Below are 23,485 nucleotides of genomic sequence, written 5' to 3' on the forward strand. Positions count from 1 at the left end.
GGGGCGCATCGGGCAGGGAGCAGGTCGGCGTAGCGGTCGGCCTCGGTCCCAGTTCAGGTGGGGCAACTCCAGTGGCCGATCCGGTCCTGAACCCGGCCGAGGTGATCCGCCGAATCGGCTGCGGTCGGGGCGCGTACCGGTATCGCGACCGGTTCTCACGGCCCGAACGCCTCATCGATCACCACACGCCGGAACTCTTGCGCTCCTGGCCGCCGCTCAAGGCCGCCCCCGACTCGCGCGGCAAGCGAGGAAACCGCCAGTTCCTTGCCCTCGGGAAAGGTCACTCCTACGCTCACCCGTACGGCGGCCGGCTGTTGATCTCCGCCGAAACGTCTGGCGTGGTCTACCGAAAGAAGACCACCATGGCGCGTAGCAGCTGAGGGAGTTAGCAGCCCTCCCAGGATTTTGTCTCCGCGGCAGGGAGTGACCACATGTGGAGCTGGAATCAGCTCATGCCGGGCTGGCTGATTTTTCTCATATTCTTGATAGCATTTCTCATAATCGGCGTCTTTGGCATTTGGCTACTACGCGGACGAGGCAAACAACTGTCCGACGCCGAGCCCAAGTGGTTGGACCTGAGCACCCACACCGTCTCGGTCACCGGCACCCTCTACGCGCTCCTGCTCGTCCTGACCGCCCTGACCGTGTATGGCACGTACTCCCAGGCGGGCTTGGCGGTCGCGACCGAGGCGGCGGATCTGAAAGCACTGCACAACGTGGTGTCCGAGTATCCGGAGCCTACCCGGAGCGAGCTTACGGGCCTGCTGAACGAGTATGTCGACTACATGGTTGACGAGGCATGGCCGGCCTACCAGCGCGGGGATGACGTGGATGGTGACCGCGTACTTGAGGAACAGATCTCACGTGCCATTCTCAGCTTCACGCCCGGTTCAGAAAAAGATCAGCAGTTGAGCGGCCTCGCCCTGTCGGAATTCGAGGATTGGAGTAAGTCCCGCCAGATCCGAAGTACCTTCAGCACTGCCGCGCTTCCCCAGACGCTGTGGTTCACGCTCCTGATCGGCGCGGTGGCCATCATTCTGATGTCCTGCCTCATCCCCACCCGGACGCGTACCGGCTCCCTGGTCCTGGTTTCCGCGATCGCGGGCATGATTTCTTTGCTTCTGTTCGTCGTCGAACGGGTGGACGACCCCTTCCGGGGCTCGATGAACGTATCCGCCACTCCCTACAAAACGGTAGGAAAGCAGTTCGACTAAACCTGACAAGGCTCGCTCTGGCTCCGCCCCAGAGGCTGCGCCACAGTTTTGGAAGACACCCTCGCGTCGCTTGATGTTATGCGGCGCTTGAACGCACATGGCGCTCGGTGGAGTACTCACCACCATGATGGATCTTGACAATCAACTGGGGTACTGGAACTCCACGGGGACGTCGCCCACCGATAGCTCGCCCCGAGCGGTGGTTCCAGGCGTTGGCGGGCTCCTGCCATAGTTTCGACATGACCTCACCGGACGTCCGCGTGCTGACAGATCCCCGACGAGAAGCCTGGGGGACGGACGGTCCACGGCCAGTCGTGACCTATGTGTGGCCGGCAGCCACCACGACGACCAGTGGCACTGTTCTGCTCTCGCACGGAACCGGCGGTTGCGCACTTGACCTGTCCTGGCTGGCCGAGCCGCTGGCCACGGCCGGCATACGGGTGATCGGCGTCGACCATCACGGCAACAACTACCGTAGCGGCTACCACGCCGAGGGCTTCGCGCGTTGGTGGGACCGCCCCCAGGACCTTTCGGTCGCACTGGATCACCTCGCCGATGGCGGTCCCGTTGGCGTCGCCGGTTTCTCGCTCGGCGGCTACACCGCCGCCGCGGTGCTTGGCGCACGAATCAACGCCGACATCTTCGGCGCGATCGCCACCGGACGAACGGCGGTGGCGCCACCGCCGGAATTCCCGACGCTGATCGACGAACTGACCGACCGGATCGACACCGATGACATCGCCGCGTGGATCAACGAATCCGGCGACGACTACGCTGACCGCCGCGTGAGCGCAGGTCTTCTCATCTGTCCGGCGCAGGGCCAACTACTCACCTCCACCAGTCTGCAGGGCATCACGACGCCCGTGTCGATCTGGTGGACCGGCGAGGACGACCAGGCCCCAGCCGAGACCAACGCACTGCACTACGCTTCCTTGATTCCGGGCGCGACCGAGCACTGCGCCGACCCGTCGGCTGGCCACTACGTGTTCGTACGGGACATGCCCGACGCGGAACGGATCCGTACCCGCCTCGCCAGCGCGGCCGTCACCTTCTTCCGTGAGCGATTGACCACTTAGGCTAAGTCATGCGTCTGCAACGAATCGGCCTGGTCGCAGCCGGATTCCTGGCGGCGGCAACAGGGTGCACCGGACCCGCGGCCGAGGAACCTAGACAACCGGCAGGGCCGACACCCGCCCACACCTCGAAAGTCCTGCCGATACCCGCGACGGGCCTTGGGGACACACCGCGAGAGCTACTGATCTGGGACGCCGAACAGATCTACCCACACCAACTCGTACACGGGCGTGAGCGTCCGTGGCTCGGTGCTGCGAATCCACCGCGTGCCAACGCCAGGAGTGCACAAACTGGCCGCGGGTCTGCGCCGTCGACACCCGGAAGCCCCTTCGGCGTTCATTGACGCTCAACACTCACTTGCCGCCCTCGACGAGGTTTCGGGACGCAGCAAAATGGACATGCTGTATGGCGAGGCCCAAGGGGTGGCCGTCGCGGAGGTGGGAGTTGTCGCCAACGGGTCCGGCGTCACGGTCATGGTCGACCAAGCGACCGCGGGCCTGGCCGCCGCCATGCGAGAACGATACAAATTCCCGAACCTGGAGCTGGTCCAAGGCGAGACGCACAGCGGCGAGTTGGGTGGGCCGGACGATGCACCATGCGAACCCATCGACGGCCATCGCCGGTGACCCTGTGCGGCTGCGTTCAGGCAGTTCAGCCTGACGACGCAGGACCTCCGGCCGGCGCCGGTCGAGCGGCAGAACGGCGCGGCTCAGGATCGTAGCCCGTCAGTTCCACGGCCAGACCCGCACCGGTACGCGCGGGAACGCGGCTGTCAGGAACTGCTCGGTGAGGCCGTCGCGCATGGCGGCGTCTGGCCAGGCGTCGAGCACCTCGGGCAGGGTGCGGTGACCAACGGTGAGGTGCAGCAGGGCACCGGGTGGAATGGCGGCATGGTGGCTCGCGTCGGAGCTTGGACCGATCGTGCTCCGTCTCGCCGTCACCGCCGTTAGTTCACCGTCGTCGAACTCGAGGTGAGCGCTCGCGGTGTAGGTGTCAATCACGAGCGTGGATTCGGGCCAACGCAGATCGGCCGACTGCCAGCGGCTGCGTAGCAGCGGGGCGAGGCGGGCGAGCAACTCGACCGGGTCGCCGGTGCGGGCGTACCAGGCTCTGGGGCGCGTCGGTATTCCGGTGGGCCCGGTCCGGGCCAGGAGGTGGTCCGGATCGAGCAGCGGACGCACTGCGTGGAACGGGCGCTGGGCCGTCGTGGCGTAGCGCCGACCGATCCGGCCGAGATAGGCGTACGTCGCGGCGGCGGCCTCCGGCCAGCGCCCGGCAGGCTCGCAGGTCGCGGCGAGCACGGTTAGCTCTCCCGCCGCGGAAAGCGTGGTGCCGTGCACCAGATATCCCTGGACCTGTTCGCCGCGCAGTAGTACGGCGACCTCGCGGCGAACGATATCCGCCGCCCGGCGGCCCACGATCTCGTACCGCCAGGCGACGGCGTCGCGTGGGCAGACCAGAGCATCCCCGTCTGCCTGCCGTCGGTCGATGCGGGCGAGGGCATCCGTGTCGGCCGTGGTGGCGGCGCGGACGGTCCAGGGACCCTGGTAGGTGTCCGGTAGGGCGTTGGCGGGCACGGTGGGTGCGCCGCCGTGGGCTATCGCGTAGTCGTAGCCAAACCGACGGTAGAAGTGGGGAATCCCTTCAACGATCTGGAGTGGCACACGATCGGTCGCACAGCGGTCGTGCAGCGCGGCGAGTAGCCGTTCGGTGAGCTGGTTGCCGCGATGCTCCGGTGCCGTGCCCACCAACTCGACCTGCGTCACCGGCAGCCGAATCCCGGCCAGGCTCCACTCCTGACGCAGACCGACCAAGCTGGCCGCCAGACGGCCGGTGGTGGTGTCCTCCACGACCAGGAAGTCGTCGGGTGTGACCGAAGGATGCCCGCTCAGCAGATCGTGGACCCATGCGGTGATCCCCGCGTGCGGTTCTCCGCCGGTTGCCGTCTGCAGCTGAACGGTCGCCTGCAGGCGGGCGAGCTGATCGACGTCCGACTCGCGACCGCGCCGAATCCTGTAATGATCGCCTCGGCTACTCATGCCTTACGTTCTACCGCCAGGTGATCGCCCGCGGTCGCTCGCGGGGCAGTGACTCCGCACACTCCGGGCGCCCAGTAGACCGTTTGTACGAGATTGCTTCGGATATCTCCACGATCATCGGTATGAGCGAAACGACTGGTGGCCGGCGCCCTGGTTCGGGTGCCGGCCACCAGTTTCTTTCCCCCTTGTGTGGGTTGGGTCTTGTGTGTGGTGCGGGTGGGTTAGCTGGTCCAGTGTTCGGCGACGAGGTCGGCGGCCTGGGTCTCCCACTGGGCGTAGTGGAACGGGTATGCCGACACCTGCACCGTCTGCGCGGCCTCGGTCAACGGCATGTCCTGCCAACCCTCGACCTGCTTGAGAGCATCCAGGAAGGCGGTGGTGGAGTAGGCGGGGTCGGTGATCTGCTCCACCGTGCCCCAACCACTGGACGGGCGCTGCTGGAACAGGCCCTGCGAGTCGTGGTCGTTACGCGCGCCCAGGTGGCCCAGGTTCTCCAGCTTCGACTCCTGCAAACTGGTCGCGATCGCGACCACGGCGGCCCGCTCGTCCATCCCGGCGTTCTTCGTGGCCTCGATGATGGCCTTCACGTTCGCCACCTGCTCATCACCCAGGGCGATGCGCGACTGTGTGCCCTGGGTGCCGTGCGGGATCAGCGTGCCCATGTCCGGCTTCTCCGCCCGCACCACAGCCGAAGCCGAGGCCGAGGCGGGGGTGGGGTCGGTGAGGGTGGCCAGCGGGCCGGCGACAACACCGGTGGACAGGGCCAGACCAGCGAAACCCAGCACGCTACGACGCAGAATCGTGTTCATCAGGGATTGCTCCATTCGGGGGTCGACACCCCACACCCGAAGGGGGTTCGGGGTGGGTGCGAGCACCGTCCGGCGCTCAACGAAACTAAGGGGAAGAGGTCGGCGACCGCGGGCCTCACAGGGCCACACGCACGGCGCCGGGCCCAGATGTAACGACCGGCGGGCCGCCAACATTCCGGGGCTCACGCACGGCCGGCATCCGCCATCGGCGGAACACCTGCTCGGTCGTACGCATGGTGTAACGCCCCGACGGCCGCCGGGATTCCGCCACCACCGTGCCCCCGACCACACCCCACACGGGCATCAACCAGACACCAGAGACATCCATCCCCGCGGCAGGCCCAACCCAGGAGATCAACCTATCGATCGGGATTTGCTCGGCACTGGAGCCAGGCCGGGAAGTAGCCGGCAAGATCAATGCTTGATCTGCCAACACCGGGCTCATCAGCGCAGAAACGGCAAACGCCCTGGCGGGGATCTTCTCCCGCACCAGGGCGCTTCTTTGGGGTGGGCCGGAGGTACCACCATGCGAACCACACCGCCACGATCGCCGGCGCCCCGCTACAACTTAGTTTGCCCCCCTCACGCGGATCGGGTGGTGCTCAATAAACCAGCCCGACCGACCAAACCGCCGGTACGGTTCGCCAGTGCGGAAGAGATCAACCCGTTCCAGCCCGTTCTCGATCTTCACGACGATGCCGCCGCCTGTTCGCCGGAATCCGGCCGTGAGGACCTGGCCAGCCGGGCGACCATGTCTCCATCGAGCATCTGCCTCCGATCCGAACCAGTCCCTGCCGCCTGCTTGTTCTACACGACAGGCCCAACGGCCCAGACCACGGTCTCGCCGATCACAGTTGTCATAAGACACCTCCCTTTCTAAGGAGTTACGCCTTTTGCCTGATGGTCTCGCTTGAACTTGATCAAGAGCATGGCCACGGGATGGCCGTCTGCTGGGTCACGTTGATCTGGAACATGTCCAAGAAAATGACAAATGTTACGGGTCAAGGCCATACACCGAGTTTGCTGCTGGATGGGCTGGGGCCATGGCGCTGGTGCATTCGACGAGTAGATCGGCTGAGGCGGACGACGCCACCGACTCGACGGATGTTGACCGTCCCGCCCATTCATTTCAATCGTTTCATGTCAACCGGTAGAGAAGTCACTGTCGACCAGAGGAGGGTCACAATGCGCTCTCCAGGCTGCGCCGTCGGCTGGCCTGGTTACGGGTAGGCGGGCGCCGGTCCACGTCAGTTTAATGGTGATGCCGATCCCGGCGGTGGCCGTCCTCCCACCCCGGTCCCTTCGGACGAAACCGGGGCCATGGCGCCGTGGCCGCGTTTTGTCGATAGCTCCCGTCGACCGCCGGGAGAATCAACTGAAAGGAACATATTATGTCTGCTGTTGCGATCGAGAAGTCCTGGAAGGACGTCGAGCTGCGTGATGCGGCAACCGACCACCCGGCCGGCACCGGCTTCGGCGAACTGACCCTCGAAGAGCTGCGCGAGGACCGCACCATCTACGCCGCGAGCAGCGGCTGGGTGTGCACGCTGACCATCGAATGCGGCACGGTCGTCTGCGCCTGCCAATAAAGTTTGTCGTGGTGCCGGGGTGCGCAACCGCCGCCCCGGCACCCTTTCCGCAGGAGAGCCATGTCGCTTGTAAGTCAGATCACCATTCCTTCCTCCCGGATGAGTGCCTATCTGCACGAACGTTCGATCGATGTCACGGTGCATGACATGGCGCCGGTCCGATCGGTGGGTCCGCTGATCGAGGCGTGGCGCGATTCCGCGTTTCTCGACGAACGCGTATTCGCGCTCCGACTACGCGAGATGGGACTCACCCGCGACGCGTTCGGTCAGCTGCTCGAGAGCGAGGACTTCGAGGTTGGCGAAGACGTACTGGACTGGACGGCAGAGTTGGTCGCCGTCCTGGCCACCGAGACCAAGGACGTTGCCGGGCTGGACCTGTCCACGAAGTTGTGGTCCCAGGGCCTCGACCGCATACCCTTCGCCGGCCTACTCAATCGGTTTCTCGGCTACTACGAGCAGCGGCTGCGGGATCGGATTGGCCCTACCCTCGGTCTGGTGCCAGCCGCCGGAGGGCTGCGCCGGCCGCTGCTGGAAAGCCTGGCGAATCGGCTGCTCACCATCTGCACCCGGACTCTGCTGCTGGAGCTCAATGTCGCCCGAGTGCACGGCCGCCTGACCGGTGCCACCCCGGAGCAACGCTACGACCATTACGACGAGGTCCTACTTTCGGACGCCCGCTATCTGAACGCGCTCTTCGACGAGTACCCGGTGCTCGGCCGCTGCTTGGTCGAGTGTGGACGAGGATGGGTGGATCACGTCGCCGAGTTATCGGCACGGCTCGCCGCGGACGAGGAACTGTTGCGGGCCGCCGGTCTGCTCCCGCCGACGGCTGATGTGGTGACCGCTGTCCGGCTCGACCTGGGCGACCCGCACAACGGCAGCCGCACGGTGGCCCAGCTTACCTTCGCCGACGGCACCGACCTCGTCTACAAGCCGCGGCCGGTCTCCGCCGAGAACGCGTACGCCGACACGGTGGCCGAACTAAATCGGCTCGGAGTCACGCCCGCCGTGACGGCCCCGCGGGTCCTAAACCGTGGCACCCACGGCTGGTGCGAATTCATCCGCCCCCGGCCCTGCGCCGACGCGGCCGAGCTGACTCGGTTCTACCGGGGAGCGGGCTCGGTACTGGCGGCGATGCTGTTGCTGGGCGCGGTTGATATGCACATGGAGAACGTGATCGCTGCGGGCCCGTCGTTCAGTCCGATCGATCTGGAGACGCTGCTACAGCCCGGAAACCCCGCCGGTATTCCGGACGACGCGTACGGCCGCGCCGTGGACCTGCTCAACCAGAGCGTACTGGCGATCGGAATCCTCCCCGCGCGGGCGTTTGGAGGTCGGCGGCGACAAGGCGTCGACGTGAGTGCGCTCGGCGGTGGGGAACCCCAGACCGCGCCCCGACCGGTGCCCATGATCGTCGACCTCTACACCGACACGGCACGGGTCGAAGCGGTCGAGGCGACGATGCTCGGCGCACGGAATCGCCCGACGCTGTCAGGTTCGGGTATTGATCCCTCGGAGCACGTTGAGGACGTTGTCGCCGGATTCCTCGAAGCGTACGACATCATAACCGCACATCGCGACGGGTTCGACCGGCTGCTCACCGGCTTCCGCAACGTGGAGATCCGCTACCTCGCCCGTCCCACGCGGCGCTACAGCGTATTTCTGACCGAGAGCTACCATCCCGATTACCTACGCGATGCCCGGGATCGAGACCGGTTGCTCGACAAGCTGTGGACTGCAGCGGCCGCTCGCCCTGACCTCGTTCCGCTCCTCGAGTCGGAAAAGCGTCAACTGCTCAACGGCGACGTCCCCTGCTTCCGCACCTTCGCCGGGAGCCGGCAGATCGGCACGGCCGCCGCCGTTCTTGATCGCGAGTTCTTCCAGGCAGCCGGGACCGTCGTGCTCGCCGACAGACTGGCACGATTCGGGCCGGTCCATCGCGCCGCGCAAGTACGGATCATCCGCGACTCGATGGGCACGATGGCGGCGCCCCGAGCTGCGGTCCGGTCGGTCTCGCCGCAGACCCGAACGGCGAGCCTCGACCGGCCGATGGCTGCCGAGTTGGCCGATCGAATCGCGGGTAGGCTGGCCGACGAGGCCGTCCTAGGGGTTGACGACGCTGGGTGGATCGGTATCAGCATCGAAGGCATTGACCAGGAGACGTATAGCTACAAGCCGCTGTCCACCGGCCTCTACGATGGCGTCGCCGGTATGGCGCTCACTTTCGCGTACGCCGCCCGGCAGTTGGGCGACGAGCGGTATCTGGACCTGGCCCACCGGGCGGCTAGGCCGGTGGTCGGATATCTCCGCTACCTTGCCGAGCACCGGATCGTGGAGACAGTCGGCGCGTACAGCGGCATCGCCGGGCTGCTCTACGCGCTCGATCACGTCGCCCACGCCACCGGGGAGCCGACCTACCTGGCGGCGGTCGAGGACGCGCTGCCCTGGCTGCGTGAGTGCGTCACCCGGGAAGAGTGCCCCGATCTGATCGCTGGCCTCGCCGGCTCTGCGGTGGTCGCGCTGTCCCTGTACCGACGGCACGGCATTCCGGCTCTGCGCGAGATAGCGGCCATCTGCGGTGAACGGCTGGCCGGGTCCGCAGTCGATGTCGAGGGCACGGCCGGCTGGTACGCCACCCCGCACCGGGGTGATGCTCGGCGGGTTTTCGCACGGATCGGCCGGCATAGCCTGGCCGCTGTACGCGCTCGCGGAGGAGTTCGGCGATGATGCGCTGCGTGAACTGGCGGGTCGGGCCGTCGCCTTCGACCGCCGCCTGTACGTGCCTTCCGACAGGGCATGGCGGGACCTGCGCCCGGAGATGGCCGACGTCGACGGGCACCCCGCCCTGTGGTGCCATGGCGCGGCCGGCATCGGGCTCTCCCGGCTGTTGATCCAGCGGCACCACCGGGACGAACAGCTGACGCAGGAGGCGCGGGCAGCCGTAGCGCTGGTGTCAACCCACGGCTTCGGGCACAATCACAGCCTCTGCCACGGTGACTTCGGTGCCCTCGCTCTGCTTGACCTTGCGGAACGAACCGGGGCCGGGCAGGCCGGTCACGACGCGCTGGCAGGTTCGGTGGTCCGTGACATCCAGGACAGCGGGGTGCGCTGCGGGCTCACCGGAGGGCTTGAGATGCCCGGCCTGATGCTCGGCTCCGCCGGGGTCTGCCTGAGCCTGCTGCGACTGGCCTGGCCGCAGGACGTCCCTGTCGTGTCCTGGCTTGAAAGCCCTCGTGACCGCGACGCGCGCTGAGCCGGTGCATGGCGGTCGGCGCTCCCACCGTCTGCTGCACCGCAGCGTGGTCGAGCACCGCAGCGCGCTGGTTGTTGTTGGTTTGTCCGCGTTGGCAGGGGTGGCGGTCCAGCTCGTGCAGCCGTTCCTGATCCGCCGGGTGCTGACGGCGGTCCAGGCATCTGAGCCGTACGGCGCGGCGGCGGTCGCGGTGCTGGTCGTCATGGTGGCCGGTGCGGGACTGAGCGCAGTGCAGCAGTTCCTGTTGCAGCGCACCGGCGAGTCGATCGTGTTCACCGCCCGACGCACCCTGATCGAGCATCTGCTCCGGTTACCGGTCAGCGTCTACGACGAGCGACAAGCCGGTGATTTAGCGTCCCGGGTGGGAACCGACACCACCCAGTTACGCTCGGTTGTCGCCTCAGGCATGGTCGATCTGGTTAGTGGGCTGCTGCTGGTGCTGGGCTCGATGGTCGCCATGGTCCTGATCGACCCGCTGCTGCTCGGGGTCAGCCTCGTCCCAGTGCTCATCGGCGCGGTGGTGGTACGCATGTTGGGTAAGCGCCTGCGTGCCCTCAGCGAGACCCTCCAAGCGGAGGTAGGCGGACTGACCGCCGCCGTGACCCGCGCCCTGGGTGCCATCCGGACGATCCGGGTGGCCAACGCGACCCGGCGGGAGGCCGCCCAGGTGGTCCGGGTAGCCGACCGGGCGCGGGCAGCCGGCGTCCAACTGGCCTTGGTCACCGCCCAGGTCGGTCCCGTCGTAAAGCTGGCAATGCAGGGCTCTTTCGTCGCGGTGATCGGCGTCGGCGGCTACCGCGTCGCCCAGGAGGCGATGTCGGTCGGTGACATGGTGGCGTTCACTCTCTTCCTGTTCACGCTGGCCCTGCCGTTGGCGCAGGTTGGGGAAGCAGTGGCACAGGTTCAGAGCGGCCTGGGAGCGGTAACTCGGATCCAGGAGATCCTGGATCTGCCCGACGAGGACCGCACGATGCCAGCCCGTCCCGTCGCGGCGGCCCGCTACCGCGGGGCACAGCCGCTGCTGGAATTCGACCGAGTCTCTTTCCGCTACCCCAACGGCACCGAGGTACTACGGGAGGTCAGCTTCCGGGTCCCCGACGGGGGCACCACAGCCCTGGTCGGTCCTTCGGGTGCGGGAAAGTCCACAATCCTGGCGTTGATTGCCCGGCTGTACGAAGTCTCCGGCGGCTCGATCCGTCTGCGTGGCCGGGACATCCGTGACTATCCGCTGGCAGAACTGCGAGCCGCCCTGGGGTATGTGGAGCAGGAGGCGCCGGTGCTGGCAGGGACGGTCCGGGACAACCTCACCCTGGCCGCCCCACACGCCGCGGAGTCGGCGATCTGGCGGGTGACCGACGCGGTGAACCTGGCGGAGACGCTGGCGCGTAGTCCTGCCGGCCTGGACGCGCCGGTCGGCGACGCCGGGCTGCTGTTCTCCGGTGGGGAGCGGCAACGCCTGGCGGTCGCACGGACCCTGCTCACCGCGGCGCCGCTGCTGCTGCTTGACGAACCGACTGCCCACCTGGACGCGCGCAACGAACACGCGCTCCAAACCACCCTGGCGGCCTTGGCCGCGGGCCGTACCGTGCTGGTCGTCGCGCACCGGCTGGCCACCGTCGCCAGAGCCAACCAGATAGTGGTGATCGACGCGGGTCGGACGGTCGCCGCTGGACGACACGACGAGCTGATCACCACCGATCGGCTCTACCAGGAATTCGCGACCCGCCAACTGCTCAGCTGAAAGGGATACACGCATGCTTAGCGTTCTGGACCAGGTTCCGGTGTTCCGCGACGGCAGCCCGGCGCAGTCAGTACGGGAATCGGTCGACCTCGCCCGAGCGGTGGAGTCCTTCGGATACCGCCGCTTCTGGGTGGCCGAGCATCATGGCAGCGCGGCAAACGCCTGCGCTTCGCCGGAAATTGTGGTGGCCACCGCCGCAGCGGCCACCTCGCGGATCCGGGTGGGCAGCGGCGGCGTCCTGCTGCCCCACTACAGCCCGTTGAAGGTGGCTGAAACGTTTCGGATCCTGGCGGCGTTGTACCCGGACCGGGTCGACCTCGGGTTCGGCCGGGGCGTCGGCGGCCCGACGGCCATGGCGGGGTTGCTCAACCCGTACGCGTTGGCCACCGACGAGGCGTTCCTTCAACAGATCGGCCGTCTTCTCGGCTTCCTGGGTGATTCGCGTGCCGTCACCAGGGTCTCGGTGACCCCAGAGGTGGCAGAGCCGCCAGCGCCATGGCTGCTGGGTTCTGGAGAGGGCAGCGCCCGGATGGCCGGCATGCTAGGCCTGTCGTTCTGTTTCGCCCAGTTCATCGCGGCCGAGGAGAGTCCCAAGGCGATCGCTGTCTATAGAGAGGCATTCCGGCCGTCACCCTGGTTGGATGAACCGCGGGCGATGCTCGCGCTGCGGGTGCTCTGCGCCGACACCGCCGCCCGAGCGGAGGAGTTGGGCACCTGTTTCTGGATGTCCTGTACCACCGGCTGGCGCGCCCAGGTGCAGCTCGACGACGACTATCGCGGCGGTGCGCCGAGCCTGGCCGACGTCGGCCGATACACCCTGACCGCAGAGGACCGGTCACTGCGCTCGAAGCGGCCGTTCCTACAGATCTCCGGTACAGCCCCAGAGGTGGGTGCGGAGATCCGGCGGCTCCAGACGGTGTACGACGTGCCGGAGGTCATTCTCACCACCAACTGCCCGGGGGCGACCGCGCGGCAACGCTCGTATGAGTTGTTGGCCACTGAGTTCGCGCTTCTGGCGGGAGCCGGCCAGGCTGATTGAACGATTCACCGGCGAGCGGCGCAGTAGGCAAGGTCGGCCGGTGGGGCCAGGTCATCGGCCGTCAGGCCAGCGACATAGGCGCACACCGCAGCCTGAACCCGATTGACCACCCCGAGTTTGTTAAGGATACCGCTGACACAATCCTTGACTGTCGAATTGCTAAGGAAAAGCTGCCGGCTGATGCCCGCGTTGGTAAGCCCGAGGCCGAGTAGTTTTAGAATCTCTCGCTCGCGCTGGGTCAGTTGCTCGACCTTGTCGTCAGCCGTCAGTCCGGGGACGCTCGACCGGAGGACTACCGACCATACCTCGGGTGCCAGCACGGTGGCCCCGGTAGCGAGCGCCCGCACCGCAACGACCAACTGTTCCGGTTCGCTGTCCCTGAGCAGGAGGCCGGACGCGCCTGCTCGTAGTGACTCGACGACCACTTCGGACGGTGCCAACGCGGTGAGTATGGCGACCGTCGGCGGTGGCGTGAGCGTGCAGAGCTGGTTCAGGATAGCCACGCCGTGCGGTTTGGCGGTCTGCGCGTCGACCAGGACAACAGCCGGCCGACATTCCTCTGCCGCCGATCGCGCGTGTCGCCCGACCGAGGTCGCCACGACGAAACCACCAGCGGTCTCCAGGATCATCTTGAGGCCGATACTCACCAGGACTTCGTCGCCTACCACCAGAACGTCCGTCACAGCGTTACCCCCGCACACGTTGTCGACTGCAAACGCATCTGCGTTTATGGTCGCGATACAGAATGATATTATCTGATCGCCTCAATTCAAAGCAATGACTCCTATGTGCACGGTGGGGAAATTCACTTTAGGGTTATGTTTAGCGCGTCAGGCCCTGCGCGGGGGCGATCCTTGTCGCCCGCCGGGCCGGCGCCACGCTGGCCAGCACCCCGGTCACGACAGCTGCGATCAGCAGCAGAGCCAGCTGCGCCCAGGGCAGCCGGATGACCGGTGTGGCCGTCGTGCCTACGGTGGCGGTCACCCCGACTAGGCCCACCGGAGCGCCGATCACGACACCGGTGGCGGCACCGACCAGCGTGATGGTCACCGCCTCGATCGCGAGCACCGCCCGCAGCCGTCCGCGCCGGGTGCCGAGCGCCCGCAACAGGGCCATCTCCTGCGTACGCTCGATGACCGACAGGCCCAGCAGGTTCGCGATGCCGAGCAGCGCGATGATCACGGTCACGCCGAGCATCGCGAGCGACAGCCCGAGCAGGATGGCGAGCACGTCGGCGATGTCGCTGCCCTCGGTGATGCCGCCGCCCAGTTCCACTCCCGGGTCACGGGCCGCGACTGCGTTCGCTTTGTCGGCAAGAGCGGCACGGTCGAACCCGGGACGTGCCACCCCCCAGACCTCCGTGGGGACCGCCGTCACACCATGGGCCGTGAGCGTGTCGGCGGAGGTCACACCGAGCAGATGCCCGGTGGTGTCGGCTAGTCGGGAGGCGCGGGCGACGAACTGCAGCGTCCGGTTTCCCACGCCGACGCTCACCGGACTGCCTTCTGACAGGCCGCGTGCAGCCAGGTAGGCGCCGGGCAACAACAGGACCGGCGGGCCGGCGGACGCGGTGAGTTCGGGCGCCAGCCGGCTGGCCAGTGCGGCGGGCAGGGCAGCGAGCCGGGCCGGGGTCGCCTTCCCGATGTCGGAGAACTCGGCATCCACGGTGCCCACCGTGGCCGTAACGGACAGCTCCGGTATCGCGGCGAGAGCCCTGACCGTTTTGCGGTCGACGGGACCGCCGTCAGTGCGCGCGCTTACCGCTACCGGGTACCGCGCCTCCAGGTCCGCGTCCACGGTGGCCCGTCCAGTGGTAGCTGCCACGGCCAGACAGGCGATCAGGGCCGAGCCGACCACCACGGCCATCGCGGCCGCGGAGGTCCGCCGGGCGTTCTGGCTCAGGCTGCTCCCGGCCAGGCCGGCGGCGACTCCGAAGCGCTCCAGCAGCCGGGCGACCGGCGGCAACAGCACCGCGATCAGCCGGGGTAGGGCGATCAGGAGACCGGCCGCCAGTAGCAGACCACCGACGAGGGCCAGTGGCAGCGAGATGCCGATTCCCGCCACGGTCAGCACCGCGATGGCGATGACCGCAATTGCGGCGCCGGTGACCAGGCGACGCCCGCCGTGGACCGCACCAGCCGGCGGTTCGGCGGCCTCCTGGAGGGCTCGGACCGGCGCGACCTGGGTGGCGCGTCGCGCCGGCAGCCAGGCTGCGGTCAGCGTGGCCAGGATCCCGACCAGCACACTGCCCACCAGGGCCACTGGATTCACCCGCAGGCCACCACCGCTGATGTCCAGCAGGTCGGCGCCGAGGTAGCCGACGCCGATCCCCGCCGCCGCGCCCACGAGTGCGCCGACCGTGCCCGTGATGGCGGCCTCGGCCAGTAGTACCCGGCTCACCTGGCCCCGGTGCCCACCGACGAGCCGCAGCAGGGCGATCTGCCGGACCCGCTGGACGATCACCACGTGGAAGGTGTTGGCGATGACCAGGACGGAGGCCAGCAGGGCAACCGCAGCGAAGGTCAGCATCAGTACGATCAGTTGGGTGTTTCCCCCGGCGAAGCGCGCGGCGGCCTGGTCGGCCGCGACGGAGGCACTCATCGCCGAGGTGCCCGCCGGCAGCGCGCGCTTGATGGCATCGATGGTGTCCGCGATGCGGTTCGGGTCGTCGATCGTGACCAGGGCCGCAGGCGGGACGTCGCCAGGGAAGAACGCTGGGTCAGCGTAGAAGCGGAACGACGAGCCGGTCAATGGCCGGAACCCCAGGTCGGTCGAGCCCGTCACGGTGACGGTCATCGGCTGCCCGTCGTCCTGCCGGAAAGTCAGCGTGTCGCCGACGCCCACGCCGAGCTCGTCGAGTGTCCGCTGATCCGCGATGACCTGCCCGGCTCCGGTCGGCCAGGAGCCGTGGTCCAGGTCGAACCAGCGGACGGCGGCGGTGGAGGCCAGGCTCTGCACGTTCGCCGAACCGCGTCGGTCGCCGCCGAAGACGCTGACTGTGCGTGCGTACTGTGGGTCAACGCTGCGGACGTTGGGGACCGCCGCCACCGCCCGGTACCAGCCCGGGTCGCGGACCGAACTATCCACGTCGAGGACGATATCGGCCGTGGTGAGCGGTGCCGCCGCGGTGAGGCGCAGCCCTTCGCCCGAGGTGGCGGCGAAGGTGGCCGTGGCGGCGAGGAAGCCGGTCGCCAGAAGCACCGCGGCGATGATCGCCAGCAACCGTGCCGGGTAGGTGCGGACCTGCGCCCAGGCCAGTACGAAGATCATTGTCATACCGTCACCGAGGCCAGCGAGGCCAGAATGGTGTCCCGGTTTGGCTGACGTAGCTCGTCATGGATGCGACCGTCGGCCATTACCAGCACCCGATCGGCGTACGTCGCCGCACCGGGGTCGTGGGTCACCATGATAATCGTCTGCCCGTACTGCTGTGCCGCGTCGCGCAGGCCACCGAGCAGGGCCCGTCCGGTGGCGATGTCCAGCGCGCCGGTGGGTTCGTCGGCGAAGACGACGGCGGGCTGGGCCAGCAGGGCTCGTGCCACCGCGACGCGTTGCTGCTGTCCGCCGGACAACTCAGCAGGACGGTGTTCCAGCCGGTCGCCGATCTGCAGCGCGTCGGTGATGACCCGTAGCCGCGCCGGTTCGACCGGCCGGCCGGCGAGCCGTAGTGGCAGCGTGATGTTCTGTCGGGCGGTCAGTGTGGGCAGCAGGTTGAACGCTTGGAAGATGAAGCCGATCCGGTCCCGCCGCAAGTCGGTCAGGGCTCGGTCGTCCAGGCCAGCCAACGAGGTACCGGCCACACTGGTCGAGCCCTCGGTGGGCGTGTCCAACCCGGCCAACAGGTGCATCAGGGTCGTCTTACCGGAGCCGGACGGGCCCATGATGGCGGTGAACTCGCCGGCCGCGAAATCGGCGGAGACTCCGTCCACCGCCCGCACCGCGGACTCGCCAGCACCGTACGTCTTGCGGACGTTCCGGCAACTGACCATGTCGGCACGCTTCGTCTGCGTCTTCACCTCACCGACCGTAGGGAAGCGCACGGCCGGACACATCCGTCCCCGGCATCGAGTTTCGTCCGCGACCGATACCTTGGTCTCAAGGCTTCGGTATCGTCCGGGAAGACCGCGATTCCGTTGTGGCGGGCCGCTGCCTACGCTGGGGGAGTGCCGGTCGAGACGAAGCAGACGCTGGCGGTCGACGCCGGCATCGCGCTTACCGCAGTGGCCGGCTGTCTGCTGCTTGGCCTCGCCGGTCTACCGGACTGGTACTGGTCGGCGGCGGTCGCAGTGCCGCTGGCGATCCGCCGTGTCGCGCCGCTGACCATGCTCGCCCTCGTGGCAGTCATCTCGGGTACGCACGTGCTGGTGGTGCACCGTTTTCTGTTCCCCGGCGACCTCGTCGGCCTGGTCGCCATCCACGCGGTCGCCGCGTACGCGGCGGACCGGCTGCGCCACGCCGGCTTGTTGCTCGGCGCGGCCGGGGCCTTGGTGGTGGCCGGCTACGCTCTGCACGACCGGCGGCTCGGTGCCATGCTGCCCGGCGTCCTGATCGCGGCAACGTCGCTCGCCGCATGGTCGACCGGCCTGATGCAGCGCCAGCAGCGCAGTGCCGTCGACCACGCCGAGCGCCGTCGGCGACTCGCCGAGCAGGACAGCTCCATGCGCGCCCAGCTCGCCGTGCACGAGGAGCGAACCCGAATCAGCCGGGAGATGCACGACATCATCGCGCACTCCCTGGCCTCGATCATTGCCCAGGCCGAGGGCGGCAGGGTCGCCGCCCGCGCTGACGCCGTGGTCGCCGGTCCACTGTTCGACCGGATCGCGGGCACCGGTCGGGAGGCCCTCGCAGACGTCAAACGCTTGCTCACGGTGGTCGACCGCGACGACGACGATCTGGACGCCAAAGGGCTGCGCGAGTTACCCGCGCTGCTGACCAGTGTCGCCTCCGCCGGTCTCCAAACGACCGTGACGACGGACGGCGCCGAGCAGCCCCTCGGGCCCGGCACGGACCTCGCCGTCTACCGGGTGATCCAAGAATCGCTTACCAACGTCATCAAGCACGCGCCACGGCAACAGGCGCACCTGTACATGCGCTGGCGGCCCCGGCTACTCACCGTCACCGTGACGAGCCCACTGACCGGGCAGGACAGCAGCGTGCTGGTGGAGGGGCAGGGCCTCTCCGGCATCCGGCAGCGATGCACCCTGTTCAACGGAACCTGCGCCATCACCGCCGACGCGGAGTTCACGGTCACCACCACATGGCCACTCGCCCAGGAGGGAAGGCGGTCATGACCGAGCCGCTGATCACGGTGCTCATCGCCGACGACCAAGACCTCGTCCGCACCGGATTCGCCCTAGTCGTAAACTCGGCCCCCGACATGCGGGTGGTCGCCACCGCCGCCACCGGTGCGGAGGCGGTCGCCCTTGCCGTTGAGCACCATCCAGACGTCATTCTCATGGACATCCGGATGCCGCACACCGACGGGATCACCGCCACCCGCGCCATCCTCGCCGCCCCCGGACCCACCCCCAAACTCGTCGCGCTGACCACGTACGACAACGACGACTACGCGACCCGGATCCTCAGCGCCGGAGCCAGTGGCTACCTGCTCAAGGACGCGACCGCCGAAGGACTCACCGCAGCCATCCGCACTGTCTACCGAGGCGGATCGGTCATAGCACCCTCGACCACCCGACGGCTGGTCGCCAGTCGGACCGAGCCAGGGCCAACCCGGACGACCGCCGCCATCGATGGGTTCACGGCCCGGGAACGCGACGTGTTCGACCTGATCGTGGCGGGAGCGAGCAACGCCGAGATCGCCCAGCGGCTGCACCTCGCCGAGGTCACCGTGAAGACGCACGTCGGCCGGGTGCTGGCCAAACTCGGCGTCCGGGACCGCGTCAACATCGTGATCTGGGCCTACCGCAACGGCGCCGTCCGCTGACTTTGCCCAGCCCACGAGTGTCGGGCGGTGCCCGGTGACCCTGACTCGGCCGACCGAGCAGCCGGTGCGGTTCGCCGATGCGGAAGAGATCATCTCATTCCAGCTTTCTCGATCTTCATGACCATGCCGTCGCTCGGACACAGGAATCCGGCCGTGAGGACGTCTTGGTGGAGTTGGCGTTGTCCGCCGCAGTATTGCCCTGGTGGACTCGCTGGCAACCCTCGGTGATCCATCCCGCTCTACGGGCGGGCGCGGACCTGACGGACATCGCGAGAGCCATCGGTCTCGACGCGAGCGAAGTCATCCGGCGGTGGCGGCGATGGGCTGATGTCCAGACGCGGCTGGACATCAGCGGCGTCCGTCCGTGGACCCGTCGAGGTTCAGGCCATCGAGCGACGGCTCGGGGTGGGGGTGGTTTCGATGACGCCGACCCGGCTTGCCCAAGACGTGAGCACGGTGCGGGGCCGGGATTGCTGATTGTCGTCGTGGAGTCATATGGCCGCCGTGGCGTTGAGGTTCGGTGAGCGTCCTGAGGTCGCCTGTGTATTGCCGCGGTCGGTTGACGGGATGCTGGTCGTCGCGTCGGCGGCCAGGGTCGAGGACAAGCCTGCCGGTCGGAGGGTGCGGTGGTCGGCCCGTACGGCGTTCGCGGCTAGGGCAGTGGCCAGCGTGGCGGCGAACATCGCCGCCACGCCGAGCCTCGGCGCGCGGATCGTGGCGGCATGGCCGGCGGCGGCGCTGAGACACTCATCGCACTCGACGTGGCCCGCAACCCTACATCGGGCTCAGCGGCCCGATCCTGCTGCACACCACCGACGGCTCCCGTCCTTGACCGGTCGGCGAGCTCGGGCCGCATGACATCCGGCTCATCCCCCACATGCTGCCGCGACTGACCGTCACCGGGCCGGGTGATGTCCTGCTGGCCGTGGAGCACCGGCAGGCGGCCGAAGCGGCCTGTGACGCCCGGGCCGATCTGCCGGTCGTCTGGTGCCACGGGCAGCCGCCCGACGCCGTCGTGTCGATGATCGTCCAGGCGGCGCAGCAGACCTCCGGGGTCGTCATTTGCACGGATGCCGACCTCGGCGGCGTCCGCATCCACGACAAACTGCGGTCGGACACCACCATTCACATCGTGGATGTCGGCACCGTGCCACACGAAGAAGGTCGGCCCTCAACGCCCACAGCCGCAACCACCTGCAGCAGCTCGCACAACGCCCGGAGGAGGTCGGCACCTTCGCGAAACGCTGTCTGCACCGGGGATACGCGATCGAGCAGGAAGCCACAACCCGGTCCGCCCTTCAGGCTGTGTTGGATAGCCATCGACCTCCGGCCGTTGGCCAGTGGCTCAGCTGCGGGACAGGGCGCTTCCGGCGCGCCGGAATATCCGAATTAGGGCATCTGCCCTGCTATCCACATCAGCTGTTCGGACAATTTTTCAATAACCCGAAGGTGAGGCGTTCGCAGGATCTGACAGGAGCCGGTTTGGTAGTGCAGGGCACTTCTGGTTGTGAGAGTGACATGCCGCTATGGGCCGGTCAGCTCTCCCGGTCTCGGATCGCCGCAGCGGCGGTGGCGAGGAGTTCGTCGTCCGGGTGTTGGTGGACTGCAAGTTCGAGGACAGTTCTGGCTTCAGCGAGTTGCTCGGTGAGCGCTTCGGTGAGGGTGATGGCTGCGGCCACGAACTCACGCGCGACAGCTTCCTGGTGTCGTGCGAGCCACGGGTATCCAGTGTTGGCGGCGAGGGGTCCGCAGTAGGTGGTGACCGCGTGGTGCAGGGCGGCGACGTTGGGTACGGGTTCGGTGACCCTTTTCGCGGCGGTGACGGCGTCGCGCATGGTCCACAGGTCTACGTCGAAGGCGTCGCGGTTGAGGGTGTAGCGGTGTCGCTTTAGCTGCAGGCATGCGACGCTCCCGCCGACTGAGCGAAAGACCTGGCGCAGGTTGTAGGTGTAGGTGTGCAGCCGCTGGGTTGCCAACCGGTGCGGTGGCTCGGGCAGGAGGTCGTCGAGGACCTCGTCTTGGTGGGCCGTGCCTCCTTGGACGATGAGGTAGACGAGGAACTCCAGGGCCTGGGGGCGGAGGTGTTGGCCGGCGGGGACCCCGAGGATGGTCGGTGGGCCGAGTACGCGGACACGCACCCGGTGCGCTCCGGCAGCGGCTTTCTCTTTGGCCGGTCGGTGCGTCGGGTGGCCTCCAGGTGCGTCAGCGCCGACTACGGGGGCAGTCCCGGGTGAATTCCCGGGTTCGGCGTCGTTCATCGATGAGATCAGCCAGACACCCTGACCAGAGAGGAGGCAACTTCCAGGGCGCACCCCCAGGAGAGGGTGACGCCGGCTCCGCCGTGTCCGTAGTTGTGGATCACCCTGGTGCCATCGATTCGGCGCTCTTCGACGCGTACGTATGGTCGGGTGGGCCTTAAGCCGACTCGGTGCTCGATGACCCGGGCCCTACGAAGGCGCGGTTCGATCTCGGCACAGCGTGCGACGATCGCTGCGGCGATGTCCGGATCGGGCCGCGGGTTCCACGCGTCGGGTTGGGCGGTGCCGCCGAGGACCAGTGTCTCGCCCTGCGGATAGAAGTGCAGCAGGTCCGGTGAGAGCCCGGTGTCTTCGGAGAAAAACTCGGTGATGCCCGGGTTGTCGACCACGACGAGCTGCCCGCGGATCGGGGCCAGGTCGGGGTCGGGTACGAGGTCGTGGGCGCCCATCCCGGTGCAGTTGACGACCACTGGGGCGACATCAACGGTCTCATCGAGTGAGTCGACCCGACGAATCGCGATCTCGCCGCCAGCTTTCCGGAGCCGCTCTCGCAGGTAGCCAAGGTAAACCGGCATGTCGACCAGCGGAGCCGTGTAGCGCCACCCGGTGGCGAAGCCGTCCGGCAACTCGTCCGGCTCACACATCCTGAATCCATCAAGCTCGTTTCCCCACTCCGGCGGTTCGACCGGCTTGCGGGACGCCTCGACGCCGGAGACGAGCCGTACACCGGTCGCCGTGTCGGTCGCGAGTTGCCGCAGGACGTCAAGCGTCTGGGCGCTCCAGACACGTACCCGGCCGACAGGTTCGACGAGGTACGGACCCCACATCGCCCCGGCCGCGTACGAGGTGGTCCGCTCGGGTGACTCGGCTGCCCAGATCTGGACCCGCAGCCCGGCTTCGGCGAGGCAGATGGCGGTGGTGAGGCCGGATACGCCAGCGCCGACGACCAGAGCGTCAAGATCGGTGCTCGTCATCGTTTGACCGTAGTGTCAGGCCGGTTGGTGCGCCAGTGCCTTCTCAAGGTCGGGGAGCACGTCGGCGACGCTCTGGTTCCGCTTCCGTCGGCGGAACTCCTGCTCGAGGGCAACGAGGAGTGCGGTGCTCCGGGGTGAGCGGACCTGCTCGAGCCGGGGTAGGGCCATCCTGGTCACGGCGCAGGCATCCTCGAGTTTGCCGTGGGCGGTGTAGCCGAGGGCGAGCCAGGCGCCTTCGTAGAGGGCTCGCCGCTGGTAGGGAGCGTCCGGTGGGCGGGCGTAGGCACCGGTGCGTAGGAGCGCCCCGCCTTTGCGAAGCAGGGCCCGCCCCTCAGCTCCGCTGCCACCGGCCACAATCTGTCGACCGGCGAGGATCATCGCGTAACCGGCCTGGCAGTCGAGGTGGTTCGGGGTCAGGTAGTACATCCACTCCGGGTCCCGGTCGGGATGCCGCTTCGCGAGTTGGTCCCGGGCTTCGGCCCAGGTGCGCTCGCACTGCCCGACGTCTCCGGCTACGGCCTGGGCGTACGCGAGGCGGGACAGCACAGACGCTTGGACGCTGGCGGCGGACCGGCCGACGACCCGGCGGGCAGCGTCGCCGAGGCGCAGGCCGTCGTCGGCGTCGCCGAGAGAGGCGGCCTGGAAGGACAGGTCAGCGAGGATGTGTCCTTCCATGGATCGGTATCCAGCGTCGTGTGCGGACCGTAGTCCGGTGAAGAAGTACCGCTGGGCCAGCCCCTGCTGTCCGGCGTCGAACGCCTTCCAACCAGCGAGTTGGGCGAGGTCGGCGAGGGCAACCAAGAGTCGGCGGATCGTGGCGTCCGTATGGCCGCCATCGCGGAGTACGAGCAGGACCGCGCGAACCTGGGCGCCGACGTAGCCAAGGCCGGATGCGCCGCCGCGCTCGTCGTCGAGTAGCTGTAGGCGCGGCACGCTGGCTTCGATCTGGTCGACGAGCGGGTCGTCTGGTGTCGCGGCCGGAAGCACGGTCCCGTCCGCCGGAAGGTGTACGTCGAGGTAGATGTTGACGGCCTGGGCGAGAGCGGTCCCGGAGACGGAGAGGAACATCCTTCGGTCCACCAGTCCTCCCAACAGCCAGTCCTCGGCGACCAGCATTGTGCTCGTGAGTGTCCACGGCCCGTCCAGGCCGGTGCTGGCGGCCATGACCAGGGTGCCATCCGCCGTGTCGGGTTGCCCGTGCCAAAGGTCCCCTGCGGTCACGATGCGGCCGAGGCGGCGGGAGATGACGTACGCGCTCAGCGCTGGCAGCGGCGGGCGGGGGATGCCGCCCGCGTCCCGCCAGTGGTATGGCGCGGTTTCGGCGAGGGTGCCGGGCCCGAAGAGTCGGTTGATCTCCCGGGCGAGGGTACGCGGGGTGAGGCCGGCTTCGGTCATGTGCGCGGCGAGGGTCTGGTTGGTGCGGTCGGGTGGAGATCCCATCGGCTCCTCCGGAGGGTCAACCAGGAGTACCGCGAAGGTACCGGATCGTGCTGGCCACCAGGGTCGGCGAATTGACGCTCTTGACGGTTCCATCCCCTGCCCGAGCGGTGC

The 23,485-nt window shown here is 67.8% G+C and carries 21 protein-coding genes; 13 read left to right on the forward strand and 8 right to left on the reverse strand.

Annotated features, from left to right (window positions below):
- Nucleotides 1-71 precede the first annotated feature (71 nt).
- The 4 genes from SALPAC6_RS0114120 (at nt 72) to SALPAC6_RS30235 (ending at nt 2,914) form a co-directional block, all read left to right on the forward strand.
- Nucleotides 72-380 carry a hypothetical protein gene (locus SALPAC6_RS0114120; RefSeq protein WP_018254048.1) on the forward strand — a complete coding sequence of 103 codons (309 nt, stop codon included), beginning with the start codon at nt 72-74 and terminating at the stop codon, nt 378-380.
- Nucleotides 381-431: 51 nt separating this feature from the next.
- Nucleotides 432-1,214, forward strand: a complete 783-nt coding sequence (locus SALPAC6_RS0114125; protein ID WP_018254049.1) for a bestrophin-like domain — start codon at nt 432-434, stop codon at nt 1,212-1,214.
- 314 nt (nt 1,215-1,528) lie between these two features.
- The gene (locus tag SALPAC6_RS0114130) at nt 1,529-2,290 is read left to right on the forward strand and encodes an alpha/beta hydrolase family protein (protein ID WP_018254050.1); all 762 of its coding nucleotides are present in this window, start codon (nt 1,529-1,531) and stop codon (nt 2,288-2,290) included.
- A gap of 396 nt (nt 2,291-2,686) precedes the next feature.
- The gene (locus SALPAC6_RS30235; RefSeq protein WP_162561519.1) at nt 2,687-2,914 is read left to right on the forward strand and encodes a hypothetical protein; all 228 of its coding nucleotides are present in this window, start codon (nt 2,687-2,689) and stop codon (nt 2,912-2,914) included.
- 99 nt (nt 2,915-3,013) lie between these two features.
- Here the strand turns inward: SALPAC6_RS30235 and SALPAC6_RS0114140 are convergent, their stop codons facing one another.
- Together SALPAC6_RS0114140 and SALPAC6_RS0114145 are read right to left on the reverse strand one after the other, a co-directional pair.
- The gene (locus SALPAC6_RS0114140) at nt 3,014-4,327 is read right to left on the reverse strand and encodes a GNAT family N-acetyltransferase (protein ID WP_018254052.1); all 1,314 of its coding nucleotides are present in this window, start codon (nt 4,325-4,327) and stop codon (nt 3,014-3,016) included.
- A 221-nt stretch (nt 4,328-4,548) separates the two neighbouring features.
- Nucleotides 4,549-5,136, reverse strand: coding sequence for a hypothetical protein (locus SALPAC6_RS0114145; protein WP_018254053.1), 588 nt, complete (start codon nt 5,134-5,136; stop codon nt 4,549-4,551).
- 1,391 nt (nt 5,137-6,527) lie between these two features.
- Here SALPAC6_RS0114145 and SALPAC6_RS0114155 point away from each other — a divergent pair.
- From SALPAC6_RS0114155 to SALPAC6_RS0114175, 5 genes are read left to right on the forward strand one after another with little or no spacing between them, the layout of a single operon-like run.
- Nucleotides 6,528-6,725, forward strand: a complete 198-nt coding sequence (locus SALPAC6_RS0114155) for a hypothetical protein (protein WP_018254055.1) — start codon at nt 6,528-6,530, stop codon at nt 6,723-6,725.
- Between the two features lie 60 nt (nt 6,726-6,785).
- A complete protein-coding gene (gene lanM, locus SALPAC6_RS0114160; RefSeq protein ID WP_080636058.1) occupies nt 6,786-9,452 on the forward strand; it encodes a type 2 lanthipeptide synthetase LanM in 2,667 nt (888 codons plus the stop codon).
- Complete coding sequence (locus tag SALPAC6_RS30790; RefSeq protein WP_026189666.1) at nt 9,376-9,978, forward strand: lanthionine synthetase LanC family protein; 603 nt, start codon at nt 9,376-9,378, stop codon at nt 9,976-9,978. Before lanM ends, SALPAC6_RS30790 begins: the two co-directional genes overlap by 77 nt.
- Complete coding sequence (locus tag SALPAC6_RS0114170) at nt 9,959-11,719, forward strand: ABC transporter ATP-binding protein (protein WP_018254056.1); 1,761 nt, start codon at nt 9,959-9,961, stop codon at nt 11,717-11,719. The genes SALPAC6_RS30790 and SALPAC6_RS0114170 overlap by 20 nt, the downstream gene beginning before the upstream one ends.
- A 13-nt stretch (nt 11,720-11,732) precedes the next feature.
- Nucleotides 11,733-12,758: an MsnO8 family LLM class oxidoreductase gene (locus tag SALPAC6_RS0114175; protein WP_018254057.1), complete on the forward strand. Its 1,026-nt coding sequence runs from the start codon at nt 11,733-11,735 to the stop codon at nt 12,756-12,758.
- 5 nt (nt 12,759-12,763) lie between these two features.
- Here SALPAC6_RS0114175 and SALPAC6_RS0114180 read toward each other — a convergent pair whose 3' ends face one another.
- The 3 genes from SALPAC6_RS0114180 to SALPAC6_RS0114190 form a co-directional block, all read right to left on the reverse strand.
- Nucleotides 12,764-13,459: a response regulator transcription factor gene (locus tag SALPAC6_RS0114180; RefSeq protein WP_317889029.1), complete on the reverse strand. Its 696-nt coding sequence runs from the start codon at nt 13,457-13,459 to the stop codon at nt 12,764-12,766.
- A gap of 121 nt (nt 13,460-13,580) precedes the next feature.
- Nucleotides 13,581-16,034: an FtsX-like permease family protein gene (locus SALPAC6_RS0114185; protein ID WP_020493587.1), complete on the reverse strand. Its 2,454-nt coding sequence runs from the start codon at nt 16,032-16,034 to the stop codon at nt 13,581-13,583.
- Nucleotides 16,031-16,810, reverse strand: coding sequence for an ABC transporter ATP-binding protein (locus tag SALPAC6_RS0114190; protein ID WP_025619743.1), 780 nt, complete (start codon nt 16,808-16,810; stop codon nt 16,031-16,033). Before SALPAC6_RS0114190 ends, SALPAC6_RS0114185 begins: the two co-directional genes overlap by 4 nt.
- 111 nt (nt 16,811-16,921) lie before the next feature.
- On the opposite strand from SALPAC6_RS0114190, the gene SALPAC6_RS0114195 reads away from it, so the two are divergent.
- The 4 genes from SALPAC6_RS0114195 (at nt 16,922) to SALPAC6_RS27825 (ending at nt 20,095) form a co-directional block, all read left to right on the forward strand.
- A complete protein-coding gene (locus SALPAC6_RS0114195) occupies nt 16,922-18,049 on the forward strand; it encodes a sensor histidine kinase (RefSeq protein ID WP_018254061.1) in 1,128 nt (375 codons plus the stop codon).
- A complete protein-coding gene (locus tag SALPAC6_RS0114200) occupies nt 18,046-18,702 on the forward strand; it encodes a response regulator (protein WP_018254062.1) in 657 nt (218 codons plus the stop codon). Before SALPAC6_RS0114195 ends, SALPAC6_RS0114200 begins: the two co-directional genes overlap by 4 nt.
- A gap of 495 nt (nt 18,703-19,197) precedes the next feature.
- Nucleotides 19,198-19,560 (forward strand): DUF2637 domain-containing protein, encoded by a 363-nt coding sequence (locus SALPAC6_RS31270; protein ID WP_223874329.1) that lies wholly within the window; start codon nt 19,198-19,200, stop codon nt 19,558-19,560.
- Between the two features lie 19 nt (nt 19,561-19,579).
- On the forward strand, nt 19,580-20,095 hold the full coding sequence (locus tag SALPAC6_RS27825; protein ID WP_080636060.1) for a hypothetical protein: 516 nt from the start codon (nt 19,580-19,582) through the stop codon (nt 20,093-20,095).
- Between the two features lie 142 nt (nt 20,096-20,237).
- On the opposite strand, the gene SALPAC6_RS0114215 is transcribed toward SALPAC6_RS27825, so the two are convergent.
- The 3 genes from SALPAC6_RS0114215 to SALPAC6_RS0114230 all read right to left on the reverse strand — a co-directional run bounded on the left by SALPAC6_RS0114215 (nt 20,238) and on the right by SALPAC6_RS0114230 (nt 23,374).
- Complete coding sequence (locus tag SALPAC6_RS0114215; protein ID WP_223874328.1) at nt 20,238-20,840, reverse strand: AfsR/SARP family transcriptional regulator; 603 nt, start codon at nt 20,838-20,840, stop codon at nt 20,238-20,240.
- Between the two features lie 128 nt (nt 20,841-20,968).
- Complete coding sequence (locus SALPAC6_RS0114225; protein WP_018254067.1) at nt 20,969-21,934, reverse strand: FAD-dependent oxidoreductase; 966 nt, start codon at nt 21,932-21,934, stop codon at nt 20,969-20,971.
- Between the two features lie 15 nt (nt 21,935-21,949).
- Nucleotides 21,950-23,374, reverse strand: a complete 1,425-nt coding sequence (locus tag SALPAC6_RS0114230) for a carph-isopro domain-containing protein (protein ID WP_018254068.1) — start codon at nt 23,372-23,374, stop codon at nt 21,950-21,952.
- Nucleotides 23,375-23,485: the final 111 nt, after the last annotated feature.

This window comes from Salinispora mooreana (genome assembly GCF_000379065.1).
GTDB classification, from domain to species: Bacteria; Actinomycetota; Actinomycetes; order Mycobacteriales; family Micromonosporaceae; genus Micromonospora; species Micromonospora mooreana.

What these genes read in the sequence shown, in the direction of transcription:
- SALPAC6_RS0114125 (WP_018254049.1), top strand. Translation starts at nt 432, where the DNA reads ATGTGGAGCTGGAATCAGCTCATGCCGGGCTGGCTGATTTTTCTCATA.
- SALPAC6_RS30235 (WP_162561519.1), top strand. Translation starts at nt 2,687, where the DNA reads ATGCTGTATGGCGAGGCCCAAGGGGTGGCCGTCGCGGAGGTGGGAGTT.
- SALPAC6_RS0114140 (WP_018254052.1), bottom strand. Translation starts at nt 4,327, where the DNA reads ATGAGTAGCCGAGGCGATCATTACAGGATTCGGCGCGGTCGCGAGTCG.
- SALPAC6_RS0114145 (WP_018254053.1), bottom strand. Translation starts at nt 5,136, where the DNA reads ATGAACACGATTCTGCGTCGTAGCGTGCTGGGTTTCGCTGGTCTGGCC.
- SALPAC6_RS0114155 (WP_018254055.1), top strand. Translation starts at nt 6,528, where the DNA reads ATGTCTGCTGTTGCGATCGAGAAGTCCTGGAAGGACGTCGAGCTGCGT.
- lanM (WP_080636058.1), top strand. Translation starts at nt 6,786, where the DNA reads ATGTCGCTTGTAAGTCAGATCACCATTCCTTCCTCCCGGATGAGTGCC.
- SALPAC6_RS30790 (WP_026189666.1), top strand. Translation starts at nt 9,376, where the DNA reads ATGCTCGGCGGGTTTTCGCACGGATCGGCCGGCATAGCCTGGCCGCTG.
- SALPAC6_RS0114175 (WP_018254057.1), top strand. Translation starts at nt 11,733, where the DNA reads ATGCTTAGCGTTCTGGACCAGGTTCCGGTGTTCCGCGACGGCAGCCCG.
- SALPAC6_RS0114185 (WP_020493587.1), bottom strand. Translation starts at nt 16,034, where the DNA reads ATGACAATGATCTTCGTACTGGCCTGGGCGCAGGTCCGCACCTACCCG.
- SALPAC6_RS0114190 (WP_025619743.1), bottom strand. Translation starts at nt 16,810, where the DNA reads ATGTGTCCGGCCGTGCGCTTCCCTACGGTCGGTGAGGTGAAGACGCAG.
- SALPAC6_RS0114200 (WP_018254062.1), top strand. Translation starts at nt 18,046, where the DNA reads ATGACCGAGCCGCTGATCACGGTGCTCATCGCCGACGACCAAGACCTC.
- SALPAC6_RS31270 (WP_223874329.1), top strand. Translation starts at nt 19,198, where the DNA reads ATGGCCGCCGTGGCGTTGAGGTTCGGTGAGCGTCCTGAGGTCGCCTGT.
- SALPAC6_RS27825 (WP_080636060.1), top strand. Translation starts at nt 19,580, where the DNA reads ATGCTGCCGCGACTGACCGTCACCGGGCCGGGTGATGTCCTGCTGGCC.
- SALPAC6_RS0114225 (WP_018254067.1), bottom strand. Translation starts at nt 21,934, where the DNA reads ATGACGAGCACCGATCTTGACGCTCTGGTCGTCGGCGCTGGCGTATCC.
- SALPAC6_RS0114230 (WP_018254068.1), bottom strand. Translation starts at nt 23,374, where the DNA reads ATGGGATCTCCACCCGACCGCACCAACCAGACCCTCGCCGCGCACATG.